At 69.2% G+C, this 16,705-nt stretch carries 16 protein-coding genes; 9 read left to right on the forward strand and 7 right to left on the reverse strand.

Going from position 1 to position 16,705, the window contains the following annotated elements:
- Positions 1-18 precede the first annotated feature (18 nt).
- The 3 genes from ACFV9C_RS09845 to ACFV9C_RS09855 all read left to right on the forward strand — a co-directional run bounded on the left by ACFV9C_RS09845 (position 19) and on the right by ACFV9C_RS09855 (position 3,541).
- Positions 19-1,086 carry an ABC transporter substrate-binding protein gene (locus ACFV9C_RS09845; RefSeq protein WP_380192210.1) on the forward strand — a complete coding sequence of 356 codons (1,068 nt, stop codon included), beginning with the start codon at positions 19-21 and terminating at the stop codon, positions 1,084-1,086.
- Positions 1,087-1,211: 125 nt separating this feature from the next.
- Entirely contained in the window at positions 1,212-2,336 is a 1,125-nt protein-coding gene (locus tag ACFV9C_RS09850; protein ID WP_380192212.1) for a glycosyltransferase family 4 protein, read from the forward strand.
- On the forward strand, positions 2,333-3,541 hold the full coding sequence (locus tag ACFV9C_RS09855; RefSeq protein WP_380192214.1) for a glycosyltransferase: 1,209 nt from the start codon (positions 2,333-2,335) through the stop codon (positions 3,539-3,541). The genes ACFV9C_RS09850 and ACFV9C_RS09855 overlap by 4 nt, the downstream gene beginning before the upstream one ends.
- A 108-nt stretch (positions 3,542-3,649) precedes the next feature.
- Here ACFV9C_RS09855 and ACFV9C_RS09860 read toward each other — a convergent pair whose 3' ends face one another.
- On the reverse strand, positions 3,650-4,483 hold the full coding sequence (locus ACFV9C_RS09860) for an MBL fold metallo-hydrolase (protein WP_380192216.1): 834 nt from the start codon (positions 4,481-4,483) through the stop codon (positions 3,650-3,652).
- A 189-nt stretch (positions 4,484-4,672) separates the two neighbouring features.
- On the opposite strand from ACFV9C_RS09860, the gene sdhC reads away from it, so the two are divergent.
- The 5 genes from sdhC (at position 4,673) to ACFV9C_RS09885 (ending at position 9,185) form a co-directional block, all read left to right on the forward strand.
- Positions 4,673-5,050 (forward strand): succinate dehydrogenase, cytochrome b556 subunit, encoded by a 378-nt coding sequence (gene sdhC / locus ACFV9C_RS09865; protein ID WP_380192218.1) that lies wholly within the window; start codon positions 4,673-4,675, stop codon positions 5,048-5,050.
- A gap of 1 nt (position 5,051) precedes the next feature.
- Positions 5,052-5,486 carry a succinate dehydrogenase hydrophobic membrane anchor subunit gene (locus ACFV9C_RS09870; RefSeq protein WP_380192220.1) on the forward strand — a complete coding sequence of 145 codons (435 nt, stop codon included), beginning with the start codon at positions 5,052-5,054 and terminating at the stop codon, positions 5,484-5,486.
- A gap of 10 nt (positions 5,487-5,496) precedes the next feature.
- A complete protein-coding gene (sdhA, locus tag ACFV9C_RS09875; protein WP_380192222.1) occupies positions 5,497-7,239 on the forward strand; it encodes a succinate dehydrogenase flavoprotein subunit in 1,743 nt (580 codons plus the stop codon).
- Positions 7,239-7,943, forward strand: coding sequence for a succinate dehydrogenase iron-sulfur subunit (locus ACFV9C_RS09880; protein WP_380192224.1), 705 nt, complete (start codon positions 7,239-7,241; stop codon positions 7,941-7,943). The genes sdhA and ACFV9C_RS09880 overlap by 1 nt, the downstream gene beginning before the upstream one ends.
- Before the next feature lie 129 nt (positions 7,944-8,072).
- On the forward strand, positions 8,073-9,185 hold the full coding sequence (locus tag ACFV9C_RS09885; protein ID WP_380192226.1) for a WD40/YVTN/BNR-like repeat-containing protein: 1,113 nt from the start codon (positions 8,073-8,075) through the stop codon (positions 9,183-9,185).
- A gap of 7 nt (positions 9,186-9,192) precedes the next feature.
- Here ACFV9C_RS09885 and ACFV9C_RS09890 read toward each other — a convergent pair whose 3' ends face one another.
- Together ACFV9C_RS09890 and ACFV9C_RS09895 are read right to left on the reverse strand one after the other, a co-directional pair.
- Positions 9,193-9,633, reverse strand: coding sequence for a DUF2000 family protein (locus tag ACFV9C_RS09890; RefSeq protein ID WP_380192227.1), 441 nt, complete (start codon positions 9,631-9,633; stop codon positions 9,193-9,195).
- An 18-nt stretch (positions 9,634-9,651) separates the two neighbouring features.
- The gene (locus ACFV9C_RS09895; RefSeq protein ID WP_380192229.1) at positions 9,652-10,479 is read right to left on the reverse strand and encodes a M55 family metallopeptidase; all 828 of its coding nucleotides are present in this window, start codon (positions 10,477-10,479) and stop codon (positions 9,652-9,654) included.
- Between the two features lie 23 nt (positions 10,480-10,502).
- On the opposite strand from ACFV9C_RS09895, the gene ACFV9C_RS09900 reads away from it, so the two are divergent.
- On the forward strand, positions 10,503-11,291 hold the full coding sequence (locus ACFV9C_RS09900; protein WP_380192231.1) for a helix-turn-helix domain-containing protein: 789 nt from the start codon (positions 10,503-10,505) through the stop codon (positions 11,289-11,291).
- On the opposite strand, the gene ACFV9C_RS09905 is transcribed toward ACFV9C_RS09900, so the two are convergent.
- The 4 genes from ACFV9C_RS09905 to ACFV9C_RS09920 form a co-directional block, all read right to left on the reverse strand.
- Positions 11,263-11,493, reverse strand: coding sequence for an SCO4848 family membrane protein (locus tag ACFV9C_RS09905; RefSeq protein WP_380192233.1), 231 nt, complete (start codon positions 11,491-11,493; stop codon positions 11,263-11,265). The genes ACFV9C_RS09900 and ACFV9C_RS09905 overlap by 29 nt on opposite strands.
- Positions 11,494-14,256 carry an AAA family ATPase gene (locus ACFV9C_RS09910; protein ID WP_380192234.1) on the reverse strand — a complete coding sequence of 921 codons (2,763 nt, stop codon included), beginning with the start codon at positions 14,254-14,256 and terminating at the stop codon, positions 11,494-11,496.
- 109 nt (positions 14,257-14,365) lie between these two features.
- Entirely contained in the window at positions 14,366-15,898 is a 1,533-nt protein-coding gene (locus tag ACFV9C_RS09915; protein ID WP_380192236.1) for an amino acid permease, read from the reverse strand.
- A gap of 86 nt (positions 15,899-15,984) precedes the next feature.
- A complete protein-coding gene (locus ACFV9C_RS09920; RefSeq protein ID WP_380192237.1) occupies positions 15,985-16,704 on the reverse strand; it encodes a FadR/GntR family transcriptional regulator in 720 nt (239 codons plus the stop codon).
- Position 16,705: the final 1 nt, after the last annotated feature.

Consider the following 16,705-nt stretch of genomic DNA (forward strand, 5'->3'; position numbering starts at 1 on the left):
CCACAGAAGGAGAAACTCATGAAATCACGTACCGCGGTGGTCACGTCGATCGCGTGCGTCGTCGCACTCGGCGTGGCCGGCTGTGCCAACAACGCCCAGGGCGGGTCCGGGCAGGCGGTCGCCGGGTCGACGACCAGCGTCAGCGGCGAGAAGGTCACGATCATGGTCGGTGGCCTGGACAAGCAGATCTACCTGCCGTTCATGCTGGCCAAACAACTCGGGTACTACGACAAGGCCGGCGTCAACGTCGCCCTGATCGGTGAGGGCGCCGGCGTCGACGCCACCACCGAGATGATGGCCGGCAAGGTCCAGGGAACCGGCGGGTTCTACGACCACACGATCGCGCTGCGCGCCCAGGACCAGAGTGCCGAGTCGGTCGTGTCGATGCTGCAGGTTCCCGGCGAGGTCGAGCTGTGCCGATCGGATCTGAAGGGCACGGTGAACAGCCCCAAGGACTGGAAGGGCAGGCATCTCGGCATCACCGACGTCGGCTCGTCGACCGACTTCCTCACCCAGTACCTCGGTACCCAGAACGGCATCGACCCGTCCCAGACGACCCGGATCGGCGTCCAGGCGGGCAACACGTTCATCGCGGCCATGCAGCACAAGCAGATCGACTGCGGCATGACCACCGAGCCCACGGTCTCGAAGCTGCTCGCCGACGGGACGGCGTACATCATCGAGGACATGCGGACCGCGGCCGGCGCGAAGCAGTCGCTCGGAGGCACCTATCCCGCCACCTCGCTGTACATGCAGACGAGCTACGTGCAGTCCCACAAGGACGTCGTACAGAAGCTGGTCAACGCGTACGTCGCCACGCTCAAGTGGATCCAGACGCACACCGCCGCCCAGATCGCGGACATGATGCCGCCGGACTACTACGCCGGCGTCGGCAAGGCGTCGTACACGGCGGCGCTGAACAGCGAGAAGGGCATCTTCAACCCGACCGGCATCATGCCTGCCGACGGCCCGAAGACCTGCCTGGCCGTACTGGGCGCCTTCAACCCGAAGGTGAAGGGCAAGGCGATCGACCTTACCCAGACCTACACCAACGAGTTCGTCCAGGCGGCGCAGCCTCTCAGCTGACCTGGATCGGCCGCCGGGTGGTCACCAAGTGGCCACCCGGCGGCCCTTGATCTGTCGACAGGGCATCGACGCCGTGTCACGAATGTGTCGCCCAGGGTTCATGAGCGGTGAGGAACCTTCGAAGTGTGCGAATCGTGATGGTGGCCGAGACCTTCCTGCCGCAGATCAATGGCGTGGCGAACACGGCTCGCCACGTCGCCGACCGGCTCCGCGCCCGCGGGCACGACCTGCTGATCATCGCCCCCGGACCGGGCCCGGACACGTACGGCGACGTACCCGTGCTGCGTGCCCGGAGCTTCCGGACGCCCGGGTACAAGGAGTACCCGGTCGGCCTGCCGGATCCGTCGATCGAGCGCGCGATGGCCGACTTCAAGCCGGACCTCGTGCACCTCGCGTCGCCGTTCATCATCGGTGCGTACGGGCTGCGCGCGGCGCGGAAACTCGGCGTACCGACGGTCGCGATCTTCCAGACCGACATCGCCGGCTTCGCCCGCCAGTACCCCTGGTACGCCGCCGCGGACCGGGGCATCTGGCGCTGGGTGACCCGCACGCACTCCCGCGCCGACCGCACACTCGCGCCGTCGACCTCGGCCGTCGACGCGCTGGTGCAGCGTGGCGTCCCGCGCGTCCACCGGTGGGGCCGCGGCGTGAACCTCGACCTGTTCGACCCCAGGCATCGCGACCAGAGCTGGCGCCGGGAGATCTCCCCGGACGGCAAGCCGATCGTCGGGTACGTCGGCCGGCTGGCCGCGGAGAAGAAGGTCCGGCGGCTCGCGGAACTGACCGACCTGGACTGCCGGATCGTGATCGTCGGCGACGGGCCGGACCGCGCGTCACTGGAGAACGCGTTGCCGACGGCAACCTTCCTCGGGATGCGGCGGGGTGCCGACCTGGCGTCGATCTTCGCCGGGCTGGACGTCTTCGTACACACCGGTGAACACGAGACGTTCTGCCAGACGATCCAGGAGGCGCAGGCCTCCGGCGTCGCCACCGTCGGCCCGGCCGCGGGCGGCCCGCTCGACCTGATCCACCCCGGCGAGAACGGCCTGCTGTTCGAACCCGGCAAGCCCGGATCGCTGCGGGACGCCGTGAAGACGCTGCTCGACCACCCGACGGCCCGCGGCCGGATGGCGGCGAGCGGCCTGCAGCGGGTCCAGTCGCGGACCTGGCCGGCCGTCGTCGACGACCTCGTCGACCGGCACTACGCCGAGGTACTCCGGGACGCCGCCGCCGTACGGCGCGTCGCATGACAGGCCTTCGGATCGCCCAGCTGGCGAACTTCGTCGGGCCGACGTCCGGCGGGATGCGGACCGCGATCGAGCACGTCGGCCAGGGGTACGTCGAGGCCGGCGCCGAGCGGATCGTGATCACGCCGGGCGAGAAGGACGTGGTGGTCGAGACCGAGCTCGGCACCGTGGTCCGGGTGAAGGCGCCGAAGGTGAGCGGCGGGTACCGGCTGATCACCAACCCGTGGACCGTGATCGACATCCTGAAGAAGTTCCAGCCGACCACGGTCGAGATCTCCGACAAGTCGACGCTGCTCCCGGTCGCCCGCTGGGCCCGGCGCAACGACATCGGCACGGTGCTGTTCAGCCACGAACGCCTGGACGCGATGCTCGCCCTTGGCGCCGCGCGGCCCGGTCAGCTCGGCGGGAACGACGTACTGCGGCCCGGCCGGATGCTCGGCGGCGCCAACCTGCGCCAGGCCTGGTGGGGCGCCGACGGTGTCAAGTACAGCCAGTTGCACATGGTCGCCACGGTCGCCGCGCTGTACAAGATCCTCGGCCGGACGTACGACGCGGTCGTGGTGACCTCGCGGTACGCCGCTGCCGAGTTCGACGAGGTGACGACGCCGCTGGTACGGATCCCGCTCGGGGTCGACCTGGACACGTTCCACCCGTCGCTGGGCGAGCCGGCGGACGACGGCGTACTGAAGCTCGTGCACGCCGGCCGACTGTCCCGGGAGAAGAGCCCGCACCTCGCGGTCGCCACCGCGGCCGAACTGCACCGCCGCGGCGTGAACCTGCGGATGGACGTGTACGGCACCGGCCCGCACCTCGACGAGCTGCTCGAGATCGCGGGCGACGCCCCCGTCCACTTCCACGGGTACGTCGACGGCCGCCGTACCCTCGCCAAACACCTCGCCGAGGCCGACATCGCGCTCTCCGTCTGCCCAGGCGAAACCTTCGGCCTGGCCGTCCTGGAGGCGCTGGCCGCCGGCACCCCGGTCGTCACCGCGAACACCGGCGGCGCCCGCGAACTCGTCGACGAAACCTGCGGCCGCTGGGCCCCCGCCAACCCCTCGGACCTCGCCGACGCCGTCCTCTCCCTCGCCACCCACCCCGGCCGCCGCCCCGCCGCCCGCCGCCGCGCCGAGCTCTACACCTGGCAAACCTGCACCAACCGGATGCTCACCCTCCACAACCGGCTGGCTCAAGGGCGGCTCGCGGCCTGAGCGGTACCGAACGACAGGAGGTGTCGGCTGCTCGTCGCACTTCCGGCGCCTGACTGAGCCTGCGCCCCACCCCCGAAAGCGAACACCTCCTGTCGTTCGGTACCCGTCTCATGTCAGGTGGTCGTAGTCGCCCCTGACCCAAGCCGCGTGGCGGTCGGCGGAGCGGCGGACTACTGCCTTGGCGTTGGTGGGGATGGAGGCGCCGAAGTTGTTGTAGAGGCGGTCGTAGTCGAAGGGGTCCAGGGAGCGGGACACCCGGTCGACGACGGCGCCGGAGAGCGGGATGCGGTTCGGGTAGCTGCGCATGAAGCTGACCGAGGTGCGGTCCGGGTTCGCGAAGATCGTGTCGCCGGACAGGATCACTCCCTTGCCGTCGGCACCGTTCGCCCAGTGCACGACCGCGCTGCCGGGGAAGTGGCCGCCGGGTTGCAAGACGGTCACGCCGGGTAGCGGGGTGAGTTGGCCGGACCAGGTCCGGATCACCGCGTCCTGGCGGGCGACCCATTCCTTGTCGGCCTCCGCGACGTACACGGGGACGTTCCCGAGGCGGTGGCTCCACTCGACCTGGACGCCGTACATGTGCGGGTGGCTGGCGATGATCGCGACCACCTCGCCGAGCTCGCGGACCCGGCGTACGGCGTCGTCGTCGACGTAGCCGATCGGGTCCCAGAGCAGGTTTCCGGCGGTCGTTGTCAACAGCATCGACTGCTGCCCGATCCCGACCGGCGGCTTCGAACGGATGCCGTACAGGCCGGGCTCGACCTCGTCGATCGTCACCTCGGTACCGGCCAGTTCGTCGAGCGTGGTCCAGTGCTGCCCGTCCGCGGGCACCCACTGCCGCTCGTCGGCGCAGATCGCGCACACCTCGACCTGCTCGGAATGCTCGACCGCACAGGTCGCACAGATCCAGAAACTCACCGTGTCGTTCCCCTCTTGAGTCATGGCAGAAAGTCAACGAACTCAAGTGAAGTTGAAGTCAAGCCCGGAGTCGAGGGCCACTCGCGGGCCATCCGGATGGGCCATCGACGCGACGGATCTCACACCTGTAAAGACCTTTCGGCCCTTACGGCGGGATTAGCATCGAACCGACCTGGATTTCGCCAGGTTCTCGGGTCCGATCGGAGGACGGGTTTGCCCAGCAAACCAGCCGGCACGCTCTACCGCGGCCGGGAGGGCATGTGGTCATGGGTCGCGCACCGGATCACCGGTGTCGGGATCTTCTTCTTCCTGCTGGTGCACGTGCTGGACACCGCGCTCGTCCGGGTCTCGCCACACGCCTACAACGAGGTGATCGGCACCTACAAGAACCCGGTCATCGGCCTGCTCGAGGTCGGGCTGGTGGCGGCGATCCTGTTCCACGCGTTCAACGGCATCCGGCTGATCCTGGTGGACTTCTGGGCCAAGGGCCCGCGCTACCAGCGGCAGCTGATGATTGGTGTGCTGGTGCTGTGGGTCGTCCTGTTCGTGCCGTTCGTCATCCGGCACCTGAGCCACGTGTTCGGAGGCTGAGATGACTCAATCCACCTCTGGCATCGCCGCACCGCGGACCGGCAGCCGACGGAGCCGCTCCAACTTCGAGCTGTACAGCTGGCTGTTCATGCGGCTGTCCGGGCTCGCCCTGGTGATCCTGGTGCTCGGGCACCTGTTCGTGAACCTGATGCTCGGCGGCGGGATCACCGCGCTGGACTTCGGCTTCGTGGCCGGCAAGTGGGCCAACCCGCTGTGGCAGGTCTGGGACCTGCTGATGCTGTGGCTGGCCATGCTGCACGGCACGAACGGCCTGCGCACGATCGTCAACGACTACGCCGAGAAGGACCAGACCCGGTTCTGGCTGAAGGCCCTGCTGATCACGGCCGCGATCGTGGTCGTGGTCCTCGGCACCCTGGTGATCTTCACCTTCGACCCCTGCCTCGACCCCAACTCCACGTTGTCGGTCTGCAAATAGTAAGGACGTCATGCAGGTCCATCAGTACGACGTAATCATCGTCGGCGCGGGCGGCGCCGGTATGCGCGCGGCCCTCGAGTCCAGCAAGCGCACCCGGACCGCCGTACTCACCAAGCTCTACCCGACCCGCTCCCACACCGGCGCGGCCCAGGGCGGCATGTGCGCCGCGCTGGCGAACGTCGAGGAGGACAACTGGGAGTGGCACACCTTCGACACCGTCAAGGGTGGTGACTTCCTCGTCGACCAGGACGCCGCCGAGGTGATGTGCAAGGAGGCCGTGGACGCGGTCCTCGACCTGGAGAAGATGGGGCTGCCGTTCAACCGGACGGCCGAGGGCAAGATCGACCAGCGGTTCTTCGGCGGCCACACCCGCAACCACGGCGAGGCCGTCGTACGGCGCTCCTGCTTCGCGGCCGACCGTACCGGTCACATGATCCTGCAGACGCTCTACCAGCAGTGCATCAAGCAGAACGTCGAGTTCTTCAACGAGTACTACGTTCTCGACCTGCTGATGACCGACGGCAAGGCGAGCGGCGTGGTCTCGTACGAGCTGGCCACAGGCGAGCTGCACGTGTTCTCCGCGAAGTCCGTGATCTTCGCGTCCGGCGGGTTCGGAAAGGTCTTCCGTACGACGTCCAACGCGCACACGCTCACCGGCGACGGCATGGGCATCGTGTGGCGCAAGGGCCTGCCGCTGGAGGACATGGAGTTCTTCCAGTTCCACCCGACCGGCCTGGCGGGTCTCGGCGTACTGCTGTCGGAGGCGGCCCGTGGTGAGGGCGGCATCCTGCGGAACAAGGACAACGAGCGCTTCATGGAGCGGTACGCGCCGACCGTGAAGGACCTGGCGCCGCGGGACATGGTCGCCCGCGCGATGGCGAACGAGGTCCGCGAGGGCCGCGGCTGCGGGCCGGACGGCGCGTACGTGATGCTCGACCTGACGCACCTGGAGCCGGCGCACATCGACGCGAAGCTGCCGGACATCACCGAGTTCGCGCGGACCTACCTGGGCGTGGAGCCGTACACCGAGCAGATCCCGGTGTTCCCGACCGCGCACTACGCGATGGGCGGCATCCCGACCAACATCAAGGGCGAGGCGCTGGCCAACAACGACGAGGTGATCCCGGGGCTGTACGCCGCGGGCGAGGTCGCGTGCGTCTCCGTCCACGGTGCGAACCGGCTGGGTACCAACTCGCTGCTGGACATCAACGTGTTCGGGCGGCGCGCCGGGATCGCGGCCGCGGAGTACGCCGAGACCGCGTCCTTCGAGGAACTGCCCGAGGACCCGTCGGCCTATGTCGTCGACCTGGTCGAGGGTCTGCGGAACTCCACCGGCGAGGAGCGGATCGCCGCGATCCGGTCCGACCTGCAGGCCACGATGGACCTGAACGCGCAGGTCTACCGGACCGAGGGCTCACTCAAGCAGGCGCTGACCGACATCGAGGCGCTCAAGCTGCGGTTCGCGAACGTGGCCGTCCAGGACAAGGGCAAGCGGTTCAACACCGACCTGCTCGAGGCGGTCGAGCTGGGCTTCCTGATCGACCTGGCCGAGGTCCTGGTCGTCGGCGCGCTGGCCCGCAAGGAGTCCCGTGGCGGGCACTTCCGCGAGGACTACGACAAGCGCGACGACGTGAACTTCATGCGGCACACGATGGCGTACCGCGAGGTCGGCGCCGACGGCACCGTCAGCATCCGGCTCGACTACAAACCGGTCGTCCAGACCCGCTACAAGCCGATGGAGCGCAAGTACTGATGGACGTCAAGGTCAAGATCCTGCGGTACAACCCCGAGGTAGTCGACGAGGCGGAGTGGAAGACGTACTCGGTCACGCTCGAGCCGACCGACCGGGTGCTGGACGCGCTGCACAAGATCAAGTGGGAGCAGGACGGCACGCTGACGTTCCGCCGGTCCTGCGCGCACGGTGTCTGCGGCTCGGACGCGATGCGGATCAACGGCCGGAACCGGCTCGCCTGCAAGACCCTGATCAAGGACCTGAACCCGGACAAGGAGATCACCGTCGAGCCGATCAAGGGGCTCGCGGTACTCAAGGACCTGGTCGTCGACATGGACCCGTTCTTCGAGGCGTACCGCTCGGTGATGCCGTTCCTGATCACCGACGGTCACGAACCGACCCGGGAGCGGATCCAGTCGCAGGCCGACCGGGACCGCTTCGACGACACCACCAAGTGCATCCTGTGCGCGGCGTGTACGACGTCCTGCCCGGTGTTCTGGTCCGACGGGCAGTACTTCGGCCCGCAGGCGATCGTCGGCGCGCACCGGTTCATCTTCGACAGCCGCGACGAGGGCACCGAGCAGCGGCTGGAGATCCTGAACGACAAGGAAGGCGTCTGGCGCTGCCGGACCACCTTCAACTGCACCGAGGCCTGCCCACGCGGCATCGAGGTCACGAAGGCGATCCAGGAAGTGAAGCGAGCGCTCATTTTCCGCCGGGTCTGAGCTTGCGCTCCGCTCACGGTAAGATTCTCCCGCCGACCTGACCCTGCCTTGCGGGGGAGATCTCTGCCTTGGGGGGTGACAGTGGAGCCGCGCCTGCGTGAGCTGTCCGACCGTTTCTACCGTCGCTCGGTGGAGCTGTTGGAGCGCTGCGGCCTGCCCCGGAGCATGCCGCCGTTCCTGGTCGTCGGGGTGCTCGCCGCGGTGACGTCGATCGTCGTCGCCGTCCTGCACCTGTCCACGCCCGAAGCCGTCGCCGACAAGCCGTCCACGGTCGTGCCCGCGGTCGCCGGGCCGCCCGGCACCGCGGTGGTGACCTCCGTCCGCGCCCAGGTGCTGTCGATGACGATGGCCACCCAGAACCGCTGGGCCGCCGGCTGGTCGGACTGCACCACCGGCCCGGGCTGCAAGTACGCCGCCGTGGTCGACCGCGACGGCGTCCGCGCCACCGCGCCCACGTGGTCGGTGCCGTACGTGACCCTGCAGACCGGGACCGAGGCGCTCGCGGTCGCGCCGCCGGTCGAGGGCACCCTGGACGGCAGCGCCTCGATGATGTTCCGGCTGACGTACGACGGCCCGCAACTCACCAAGCTCCGGTACCAGGTGCCGACCACGACGTTCTCCCCGGGCGAAGTGCTGTCCGACCAGATCGTCCCGGGCCGGATCGTGGTCGTGAACCCACAGGAGTCGACGGTCCGGATCCTCCAGGGCCGCGGTACCCGCTCGCCGATCTGCGACGGCACCGGGCGGTGCTGGATGCTCAGCGGCATCGCCCGTACCGACATCGTCTGGACCGACGACGGCGGCAAGACCTGGGGCGCGCAGTCGCTCGACACCCACAACCAGCTCGGCCGGCTCGCGGTCAGCCCCGACGGGCACACGCTTGTCAGCACCACGGTCGTCGTCACCGACAACGGGCAGCAGGTCGCGAAGATGGCGATCTCCACGGACCGCGGCGAGCACTGGACCACCGTGCAGAACCCGCCGCCGAGCCTGAGCGCCTCCCCGGTCGCGTTCGACGACGGTACGGCGATGATGATCGGCGGTCCGGCCGGCGCACGGCCGCGGGTGTACCGGATCAGCGAGGGCGCGGCGAAGCTGAACGGCGGATACCCGGGGGACCTGGCCGACCTGTCGGGCGACCAGCACCTGCTGTACGGCCCTGAGGTACCGAAGCGCCGGACCACAGGGGTCGTCCTGAGCACGGACAACGGCACCACCTGGACGAAGTTCGCTCCTCGTTAGTCCGCTCTCAGTGATGCTTGGCGGCGCCCTTGAGGATCTTGTCGACGGCGTTCTTGGGCCCGTAGAACGCAATCCCCACCAGGTCGAGCTCCGCGGTGCGGACGGCCTGCACAGCGGCCCGGTTGTCGTGGTCGTTGCCGGTGGCGAACAGGTCCTGCGTGAACACCGAGTGCTTGATCCCCCGCCCGAGTGCCCGCTCATGCGCCGTCGCCATGAACTCCTTCGACCCCTCGAACACCATCACCGGCTGCCGGAACATCGGCAGATACTCCGTCCCGTCCGCATCCTCGTAGGGCTCACCAACGACCTCAGGATGCGTCCCGGCAATCCCACTCACCAGAAACGCAGTCACGTTCAACCGCTGCCAAACAGCCAGATCGTCCCGCAACACCACAGCAATCTTCGTATCAAACTTTTCCACAACCAAAAGATTGCCGGTCCAGCCCAACGTGGGTCTTGTACGTTTTTAGCAGTATGGAGGGTTGGAGGTGACCGCGCTGCAGACGCGGAGGAACAGGTTGAACAGTCGGTAGAGCTGGAGCATGTCGGCTTCGAGGGTCACGGTGCGGTCGTCGTGGCGGGTGACGCCGGGGATGGCGGTGAGGTGGGAGGCGACGGAGGCGGACTGCCAGCGGACGGTGAGGGTGCGCGGGCCTGGGTGCGGGTCGGGTTTGGTGAGCGTGCGGAGGGATTCGGTGGTGGTGGACTCGATGGCGTCGCGGGCTTCGGTGAGGGGGAGGAGTTGGGCGGCGAAGCGGTCTTTGGCGTACTTCACCGGGACGGTGGCAACCGTGGGGTCCCAGGACTTCATTTCGGCGCAGGCGGTGTCGTCGCCGGTGAGGACGGCGAGCGGTACGCCGTGGGCTGCGGCGGCGGCGTGGAGGAGGCCGATCTCGCCGGTGAGGTGGTCGTCGAGCCAGATGTCTTCGATTTCGTGGCCCATGAAGCTGTGGCTGAGTACACCGAGGACGCCGGCGCGGGCGTGGAAGCCGACGCAGATGGCGGCGTCGTGGTCGGAGGTCAGGCCTTCCATCATGCCCATCGGCTTCGGGCGGCCCTTGATCAGTAGGGCGCGTGGGTCGAGGAGGTCGGGGAGCAGGTTGCGCATCGGGCCGTGGGCGTCGTTGACCAGTACTTCGGTGGCGCCGGTGGCGTACGCGCCGCGGACGGCGGCGTTCACGTCCTCGGTCATCAGCACCCGGGAGCGCTCGTAGTCGCGGCCGGGCGGCTGGACGTCCTCCGCGTCGACGACTCCGGTGACGCCTTCCATGTCCGCACTCACGTAGACCTTCACACCCAGAGCGTATGTTCTCAGTTATGAGCGGTGGCGCCGAGGTGCGGGCGTGGCGGCCCGGGGTGCCCGGGGTCGTCGAGGTGCTGCATGCGCATTTCCCGACGCACGCGTACCCGAGTCACACGCACGACGCCTGGACGGTGCTGATCGTCGACGAGGGCGCCGTACGGTACGACCTGGATCGGCACGAGCACGGGCTGGCGCAGGCGCAGGTGTCGCTGTTGCCACCGCACGTGCCGCACGACGGGCGGTCGGTGCGGCCCGAAGGGTTCCGGAAGCGGGTGCTGTACCTTGCGCCGGACCGGCTGGACGCGCGGCTGATCGGGGCGGCGGTCGATCAGCCGGAGTACGTCGATCCGCTGCTGCGGCACCGGATCCACCAGTTGCACCAGGTGCTGCAGGACGGGCGGGAGGACCTGGAGGCGCAGAGCCGGGTGCTCTTCATCGAGGAGCGGCTCCAGCAGCACCTCGCCCGCCAGGTCGGAGCGCCGCTGCAACCCCCGTCCGGAGTTGCGGGTCAGCTACGGGAGCTGCTGGACGAACGAGTTGCCGAGGGGATCAGCCTGGAGGAGGCGGCGCGCATCATCCATGCGCATCCGGTGCACCTCGTGCGGGCGTTCAGCCGGGAGTACGGGATGCCGCCGCACCGGTACCTGACCGGGCGGCGGGTCGACCTCGCCCGGCGGTACCTGCTGGACGGGCGTCCGGCGGGTGAGGTGGCGACGCTGGCCGGGTTTTACGACCAGTCGCACCTCAACCGGCACTTCAAGCGGGTGCTCGGCGTCACACCGACGCGTTTTGCGGCCTCTTAGCTTCCTTGTACGCGCGGACACCCCAGATACCGAGCAGCGCCGCGATCAGAAAGTTCACGATGATCAGGATCGTGTGCGCCACGTAGTACCCGGTCGGGCGGTTCTCGGTGTCCATCAGCGCCTTGATGAAACGCGCATACGTGATCACGTTCCAGGCGGCGATACCGAGCAGGACAACGGCGTGCTTGCGTTCGAGCTTCACCTAGCCATTGTGACCAGGCCGGTCCACCGTCCGGAGCAGCTGGGTCCGGTTCGCCACCCCGAAGCGCCGGTACAGGCGGGTCAGCTGGGACTCCACCGCCTTCACCGACAGGTACAGCGCCGCCGCGATCTCCCGGTTCGTGGAGCCGTCGCGGACCATCGAGACGATCTGCTGCTCGTTGTCGGTCAGCTCCGACGGCTGCCGGCTCCGGCTCGGTACGTCGAGCCGCGCCAGCTCGGTCTCCGCGACCTCCCGCCAGCCGGGTGCGCCGTACGCCTCGAACTGCTCGATCGCGTCCAGGAACGCGGTCCGGGCGACCGAACGGCGGCGGGCCTGGCGGGCGATCCGGCCGCGGGTCAGCTCGCCGCGCGCCAGGTCGAGCCGGTAGACCCGGTCCCCCGCCGTACCGAGGGACTTCTCCAGCAGTTCCAGGGCCGCGGCCGGGTCGCCCTGCTTGGCGACCAGCAGCGCCTCGGCGCGGTCGAGGCCGAGCTTCACCACCACGCGGTCCAGGTTCTCCGCCCGCGACCGGATCTCGGCGATCAGCGCGGCCGCGTCGTCCAGCCGGCCGGCCGCGACCAGCGCCTCGGCGTAGTCGGCGTGCCACGGGATGATCGCCGGGTCGAACGGCATCGCGGTGTCGCCGGACTCGGCGATCGCGTCGAACGCCTCGACGGCCCGCTGCGGGTCGCCGGCCAGTACGCCGGTCAGCCCGATCGCGGCCAGCGCCGGGCCGGTCCACTCGTCGTTCCCGACCAGCCGGACGGCCTCGAGCGCGGCCTCCGCGAGCTGCCGCGCCATCGTCGCGGTACCGCCGGCCCACTCGGCGCGGCTCGCGATCACCAGGCCGACCTCGGACTCGTCGCCGATGTCCTGCATCAGCTGGTGGCACTCGTGCCCGGCGGCGAGCGCGTCGGCGCCGCGGCCGCTGCGCTCGTAGATCGCCGTCGCGGAGATCAGTACGGACGCCAGCCAGCGCATCGCGCCGTGGTCGCGGACCTCGTCGGCGAGCGCGTTGATCGCGGTGATCGCCTCGGCGGTCCGGCCCCGGAACAGCTCCTGCATCGCGGCCATCTGGCGGGCGTTCACGGTGGTCCGGGTCAGCGGCAGGCCCTTCGCGAGCTCGGCGGCCTGCTGCAGCAGCGCGTCCGCGGACTCGCCGGCGTCGCGGACCACCAGCACCGAGCTGGCCGCGCTCAACGCGTCGACGACGGCCTCGGTGTCACCGGCCTCCCGGGCCAGCTGCTCGGCGATCCTCGCGTCCTCCTGCGCCTCGTCGAGGCTGCGGTCGAAGTAGTGGCTGTTCGCGCGCTCGATCCGGACCCGCGCCTCGAGCGCCTTGTTCCCGACGGCGGCCTCGAACGCCTCGGCGAGCAGCTCCACCCGGCGCTCCCGGTCCGGCCAGACCGCGTCGGCGCAGAGCAGCAGCGCCGGAACCTTGGTCTCCGGCGTGGTCGCGACCTGTACGGCGAGCCGCGCCATGTCGGCCGACTCCGCCGGGTGGCCGGCGGCGACCGCGTCGTCGGCGGCCCGGGTCAGCCTGCGGGCGCGCTCGTCCGGTTCGGTGACCGGCGTACGTTCCGCGCTCAGCCGCCACAGGTTCGCGGCGGCGCCGGGCGCGCCCCGGCCGGCGGCGACCGTGGCGGCCTCCTCGATCGCGGCGGCCAGCTGTACGTCGGCCTCCTGGGTGGCGAGCGCGCGGTGGGTGGCGTTCTCGACCGGCTCGTCGACGACGGCGGCGAGCTTGGCGTGCGCGCCACGACGGTCCGCCGACGTCGCCTCGGCGTACACGAACTCGCGCAGCAGCGGGTGTGTGAAGCGGAGCCGTTCCGCGGTGATGTCGATCAGGCCGAGCGTCTCGGCCGCGGCCAGGTCCGCGTCGATCGGGCGGTCCAGCGACCGGGCGAGCTGGGTCGTGGTCGGGCGCGGCGACGACGCGGCGTGCAGGAGCAGCTCGTGCGTGCCGGTGGACATGTCGGCGAGGCGCTCGCTGAGCAGGGTCTTCAGGCGGTTCGACACCGGGAGCGGGTCGTTGGGCGAGACGCTCCTCGGATGCCGCAGTACGGCGCGACCGAGCTCCAGCGCCATGAACGGGTTGCCGGCGCTCGCGGCGAAGATGCGGCGCGCCGTACGGACCGGGAGCGGGCTGGACAGCCGCTGCCGGAGCAGGCCGAGTACGTCGGGCTCGGTCAGCGGCGGGACCTCGAGCTGCAGGACCGGCTCGGGGCACGCGTCCGCCATCACCGGGAGGTCGCCGTCGGCCACCTGCTCGGTCGCCAGCACGTGGACGCCGTCGGACAGCCGGCGAGCACAGAACGTGAGCACTTCGAGGCTGGACGGGTCGACCCACTGGATGTCGTCCACGACGATCAGCACAGGCCCAGTCGTGGCGAGGCGGCGGAGGACGTGCAGTACGGCGAGTCGTACGGCCAGCTCGTCACGCACCGTGTCCGGCGCGCTGGCCTTCAGCAGCGCGACCTCGAGCGGCTGGCGGAGGTGGTCGGGCAGCACCTGCCAGGCGAACTCGAGCTGGCCGGAGAGCAGGTCCAGGAGCGTGACGTACGGCAGACCCGCCTCGGCGTTGGACGGCGCCGCGCTGAGCAGGCGGCAGCCCTTGCGGGCGAGGTCCGCGACCAGCGCGCGGCCGAGCGCAGACTTTCCGATACCGGTCGGGCCGTAGAGCAGCACACTGCCGCTGGTCTCGAGCTGCTTGGTAGCACGCTCGACCAGTGCGGCACGTCCGACCAGCTCGTCGTCTGTCAATCGAACTCCTTGAAGGATTACCTTCGAGGATTATCACAGCCCGCAGGCAGAACGACACGGCACGATCGTGCCGGGGCACGCTTGGGCCCCGGCACGTCGAGGACGTGTTTCAGATGGATTCCAGATCGCGTTCGATCGCGGCCAGTTCGGCCTCGCTGCCCTGAACCTTCGGCCCGGTGAACCAGCGGCGGGCGGACAGGAACCAGTACGCCGCCGCGAACCCGAGCACGACCAGCACCGCGATCGGCGTGTAGTTGAAGGTGCTACCAGTGACCGGGCTGACCTGCGGCAGCATGAACAGGATCGTGATGAACACGACCCAGACGATCGCGACGATCCCGATCGGCCGGCTCCAGCGCCCGAGGTTCCACGGTCCGGGCTGGAAGCGGTCGCCCTGCAGCAGCCGGAGCAGCGTGGGCAGGACGTACGCGATGTAGAGGCCGATCACCGCGATCGACGTCACCGCGGCGTACGCCGTCGCGTTCCACAGGTACGGCAGCCCGAGGACGAACGCGCCGCCGGCCGCCAGCCAGATCGCGTTGGTGGGCGTCCGGGTGCGGTGGTTGATCTTGTGCCAGAGCGACGACCCGGGCAGCGCGCCGTCCCGGGAGAACGCGTAGATCATCCGCGAGTTCGCGGTCACCGACGACATCCCACAGAACAACTGCGCGCCGATCACCACCAGCAGCAGGATCTTCCCAGTGACCACGCCGGCCGCGTCGATGAAGATCTGCGCGGGCGGTACGCCGGTGGAGCTCTTCAGCGCGCCGTCGTAGCTCTGGATCGCGAACGTTAGCCCGATCAGCAGCACCCACCCGGCCGCCAGCGAGACCAGGATCGACATCACGATCCCGCGCGGCCCGGAGATCGCGGCGTTCTGCGTCTCCTCGGTCATGTGCGCGGACGCGTCGTACCCGGTGAAGGTGTACTGCGCCAGCAGCAGGCCGAGCAGCGCGACGTAGAAGGTCGAGCCCCAGCCGGTGTTGTTCACGAAGTGCCCGAACACGAACGACGCGGACTGGTGCTTGTCCGGTACGACGATCAGCACGACGACGATCGCGAGCACGCCGACGATGTGCCACCAGACGCTGATGTCGTTGAGCCTCGCGACCAGCTTCACGCCGAACGAGTTCAGCAGTCCGTGCACCACCAGGATGATCCCGAACAGCAGGATCGTGTGGCCCGGTGACGCGGTGAATCCCCATTGCAGGTCGAGGAACGCGTTCAGGAAGAACGCCGCGCCGAAGTCGATGCCGGCCGTCACCGCGACCTGGCCGAGGAAGTTGAACCACCCGGTGAACCACGACCAGGCGGCACCGTTGCTCGGCGCCAGCTTCGCGGCCCAGTAGTACAGGCCGCCGGCGGTCGGGTAGCTGGAGCAGACCTCGGCCATCGCGAGGCCGACGAACAACGTCATCAGGCCGACGACCGGCCAGCCCCAGACGATCATCGTCGGGCCGCCGGTGTTCATCCCGAACCCGTACAGGGTCAGGCAGCCGGACAGGATCGAGATGATCGTGAAGGACACCGCGAAGTTCGAGAACCCGGACATCGTCCGGGACAGTTCCTGGGCGTAGCCCAACTGGTGCAGGCGTTTCTCGTCGTCGGTCATCGGGGCGGAGCCGGTACGTTCGTCACTCACTGCGGGCCTCCTAGACACAGCGCCTCAATGGTCTCCCCCCAGACCTTTAGCTCATTGCGCCAGCCCGCCGCGCGCATGTCAAGGAGTCAGTCGAGAAAGCCGTGCAGCAGGACAGCCGTACCTTGCAGGTGTTCCTGCATGGCGAGCCGGGCGGCTTCCGGGTCTCCGGCCAGAACTGCGTCGACGATCGCCCTGTGCTGCTGGTTGGAGTGCTCGATGTTCCGCTCGAGCAGGGGAATCGCGTCCAGTAGCTCGTTGAAACGCATTCGTACGTCGGCGGTGGCAGACGTCAGCGACGGCGAGCCGGTGACCTCGGCGATCGCCAGGTGCAGGCGGGAGTCGAGGCGGCGGTAGTCGGTGAGGCTCGCGGCCTCGGTCTCGTCCAGGCAGCGTTGCAGGTGGTCGCGTTCGGCGTCGTTGAGGGTGCGGGACGCGGCGGCTTCGGCGGCGCCGGTTTCCAGCACCAGGCGCAGGGTGAGCGCGTCCTCGAGCCCGTCGCTGAGGTCGCGGGCGAGGCGTTTGGCCGGCGTACGACGGGGTTTCGGCAACTGCTCGTTGACGAACGTGCCGCCGTACCGGCCTCTCCTCGACTCGACGTACCCGGCCTCGGTGAGCGCGTGGATCGCCTCCCGGAGCGTGACCCGGCTGACGTTCAGCCGGGCCGCCAACTCGCGCTCCGGCGGCAGCCGGTCGCCGGGCACGACGACGCCGAGCTTGATTGCCTGCAGCAACCGCTCGACCGTCTCCTCGAACGGGTTCCCGGCCCGTACCGGCCGGAACACCGCGTCATCTGCCTGAACGACCATG

This window comes from Kribbella sp. NPDC059898 (assembly GCF_042730855.1).
Lineage (GTDB): Bacteria > Actinomycetota > Actinomycetes > Propionibacteriales > Kribbellaceae > Kribbella.

Coding starts and splice junctions, on each gene's coding strand:
- sdhA (WP_380192222.1), top strand. CDS start 5,497: ATGCAGGTCCATCAGTACGACGTAATCATCGTCGGCGCGGGCGGCGCC.
- ACFV9C_RS09870 (WP_380192220.1), top strand. CDS start 5,052: ATGACTCAATCCACCTCTGGCATCGCCGCACCGCGGACCGGCAGCCGA.
- ACFV9C_RS09880 (WP_380192224.1), top strand. CDS start 7,239: ATGGACGTCAAGGTCAAGATCCTGCGGTACAACCCCGAGGTAGTCGAC.
- ACFV9C_RS09855 (WP_380192214.1), top strand. CDS start 2,333: ATGACAGGCCTTCGGATCGCCCAGCTGGCGAACTTCGTCGGGCCGACG.
- ACFV9C_RS09860 (WP_380192216.1), bottom strand. CDS start 4,483: ATGACTCAAGAGGGGAACGACACGGTGAGTTTCTGGATCTGTGCGACC.
- ACFV9C_RS09900 (WP_380192231.1), top strand. CDS start 10,503: ATGAGCGGTGGCGCCGAGGTGCGGGCGTGGCGGCCCGGGGTGCCCGGG.
- ACFV9C_RS09845 (WP_380192210.1), top strand. CDS start 19: ATGAAATCACGTACCGCGGTGGTCACGTCGATCGCGTGCGTCGTCGCA.
- ACFV9C_RS09920 (WP_380192237.1), bottom strand. CDS start 16,704: ATGGTCGTTCAGGCAGATGACGCGGTGTTCCGGCCGGTACGGGCCGGG.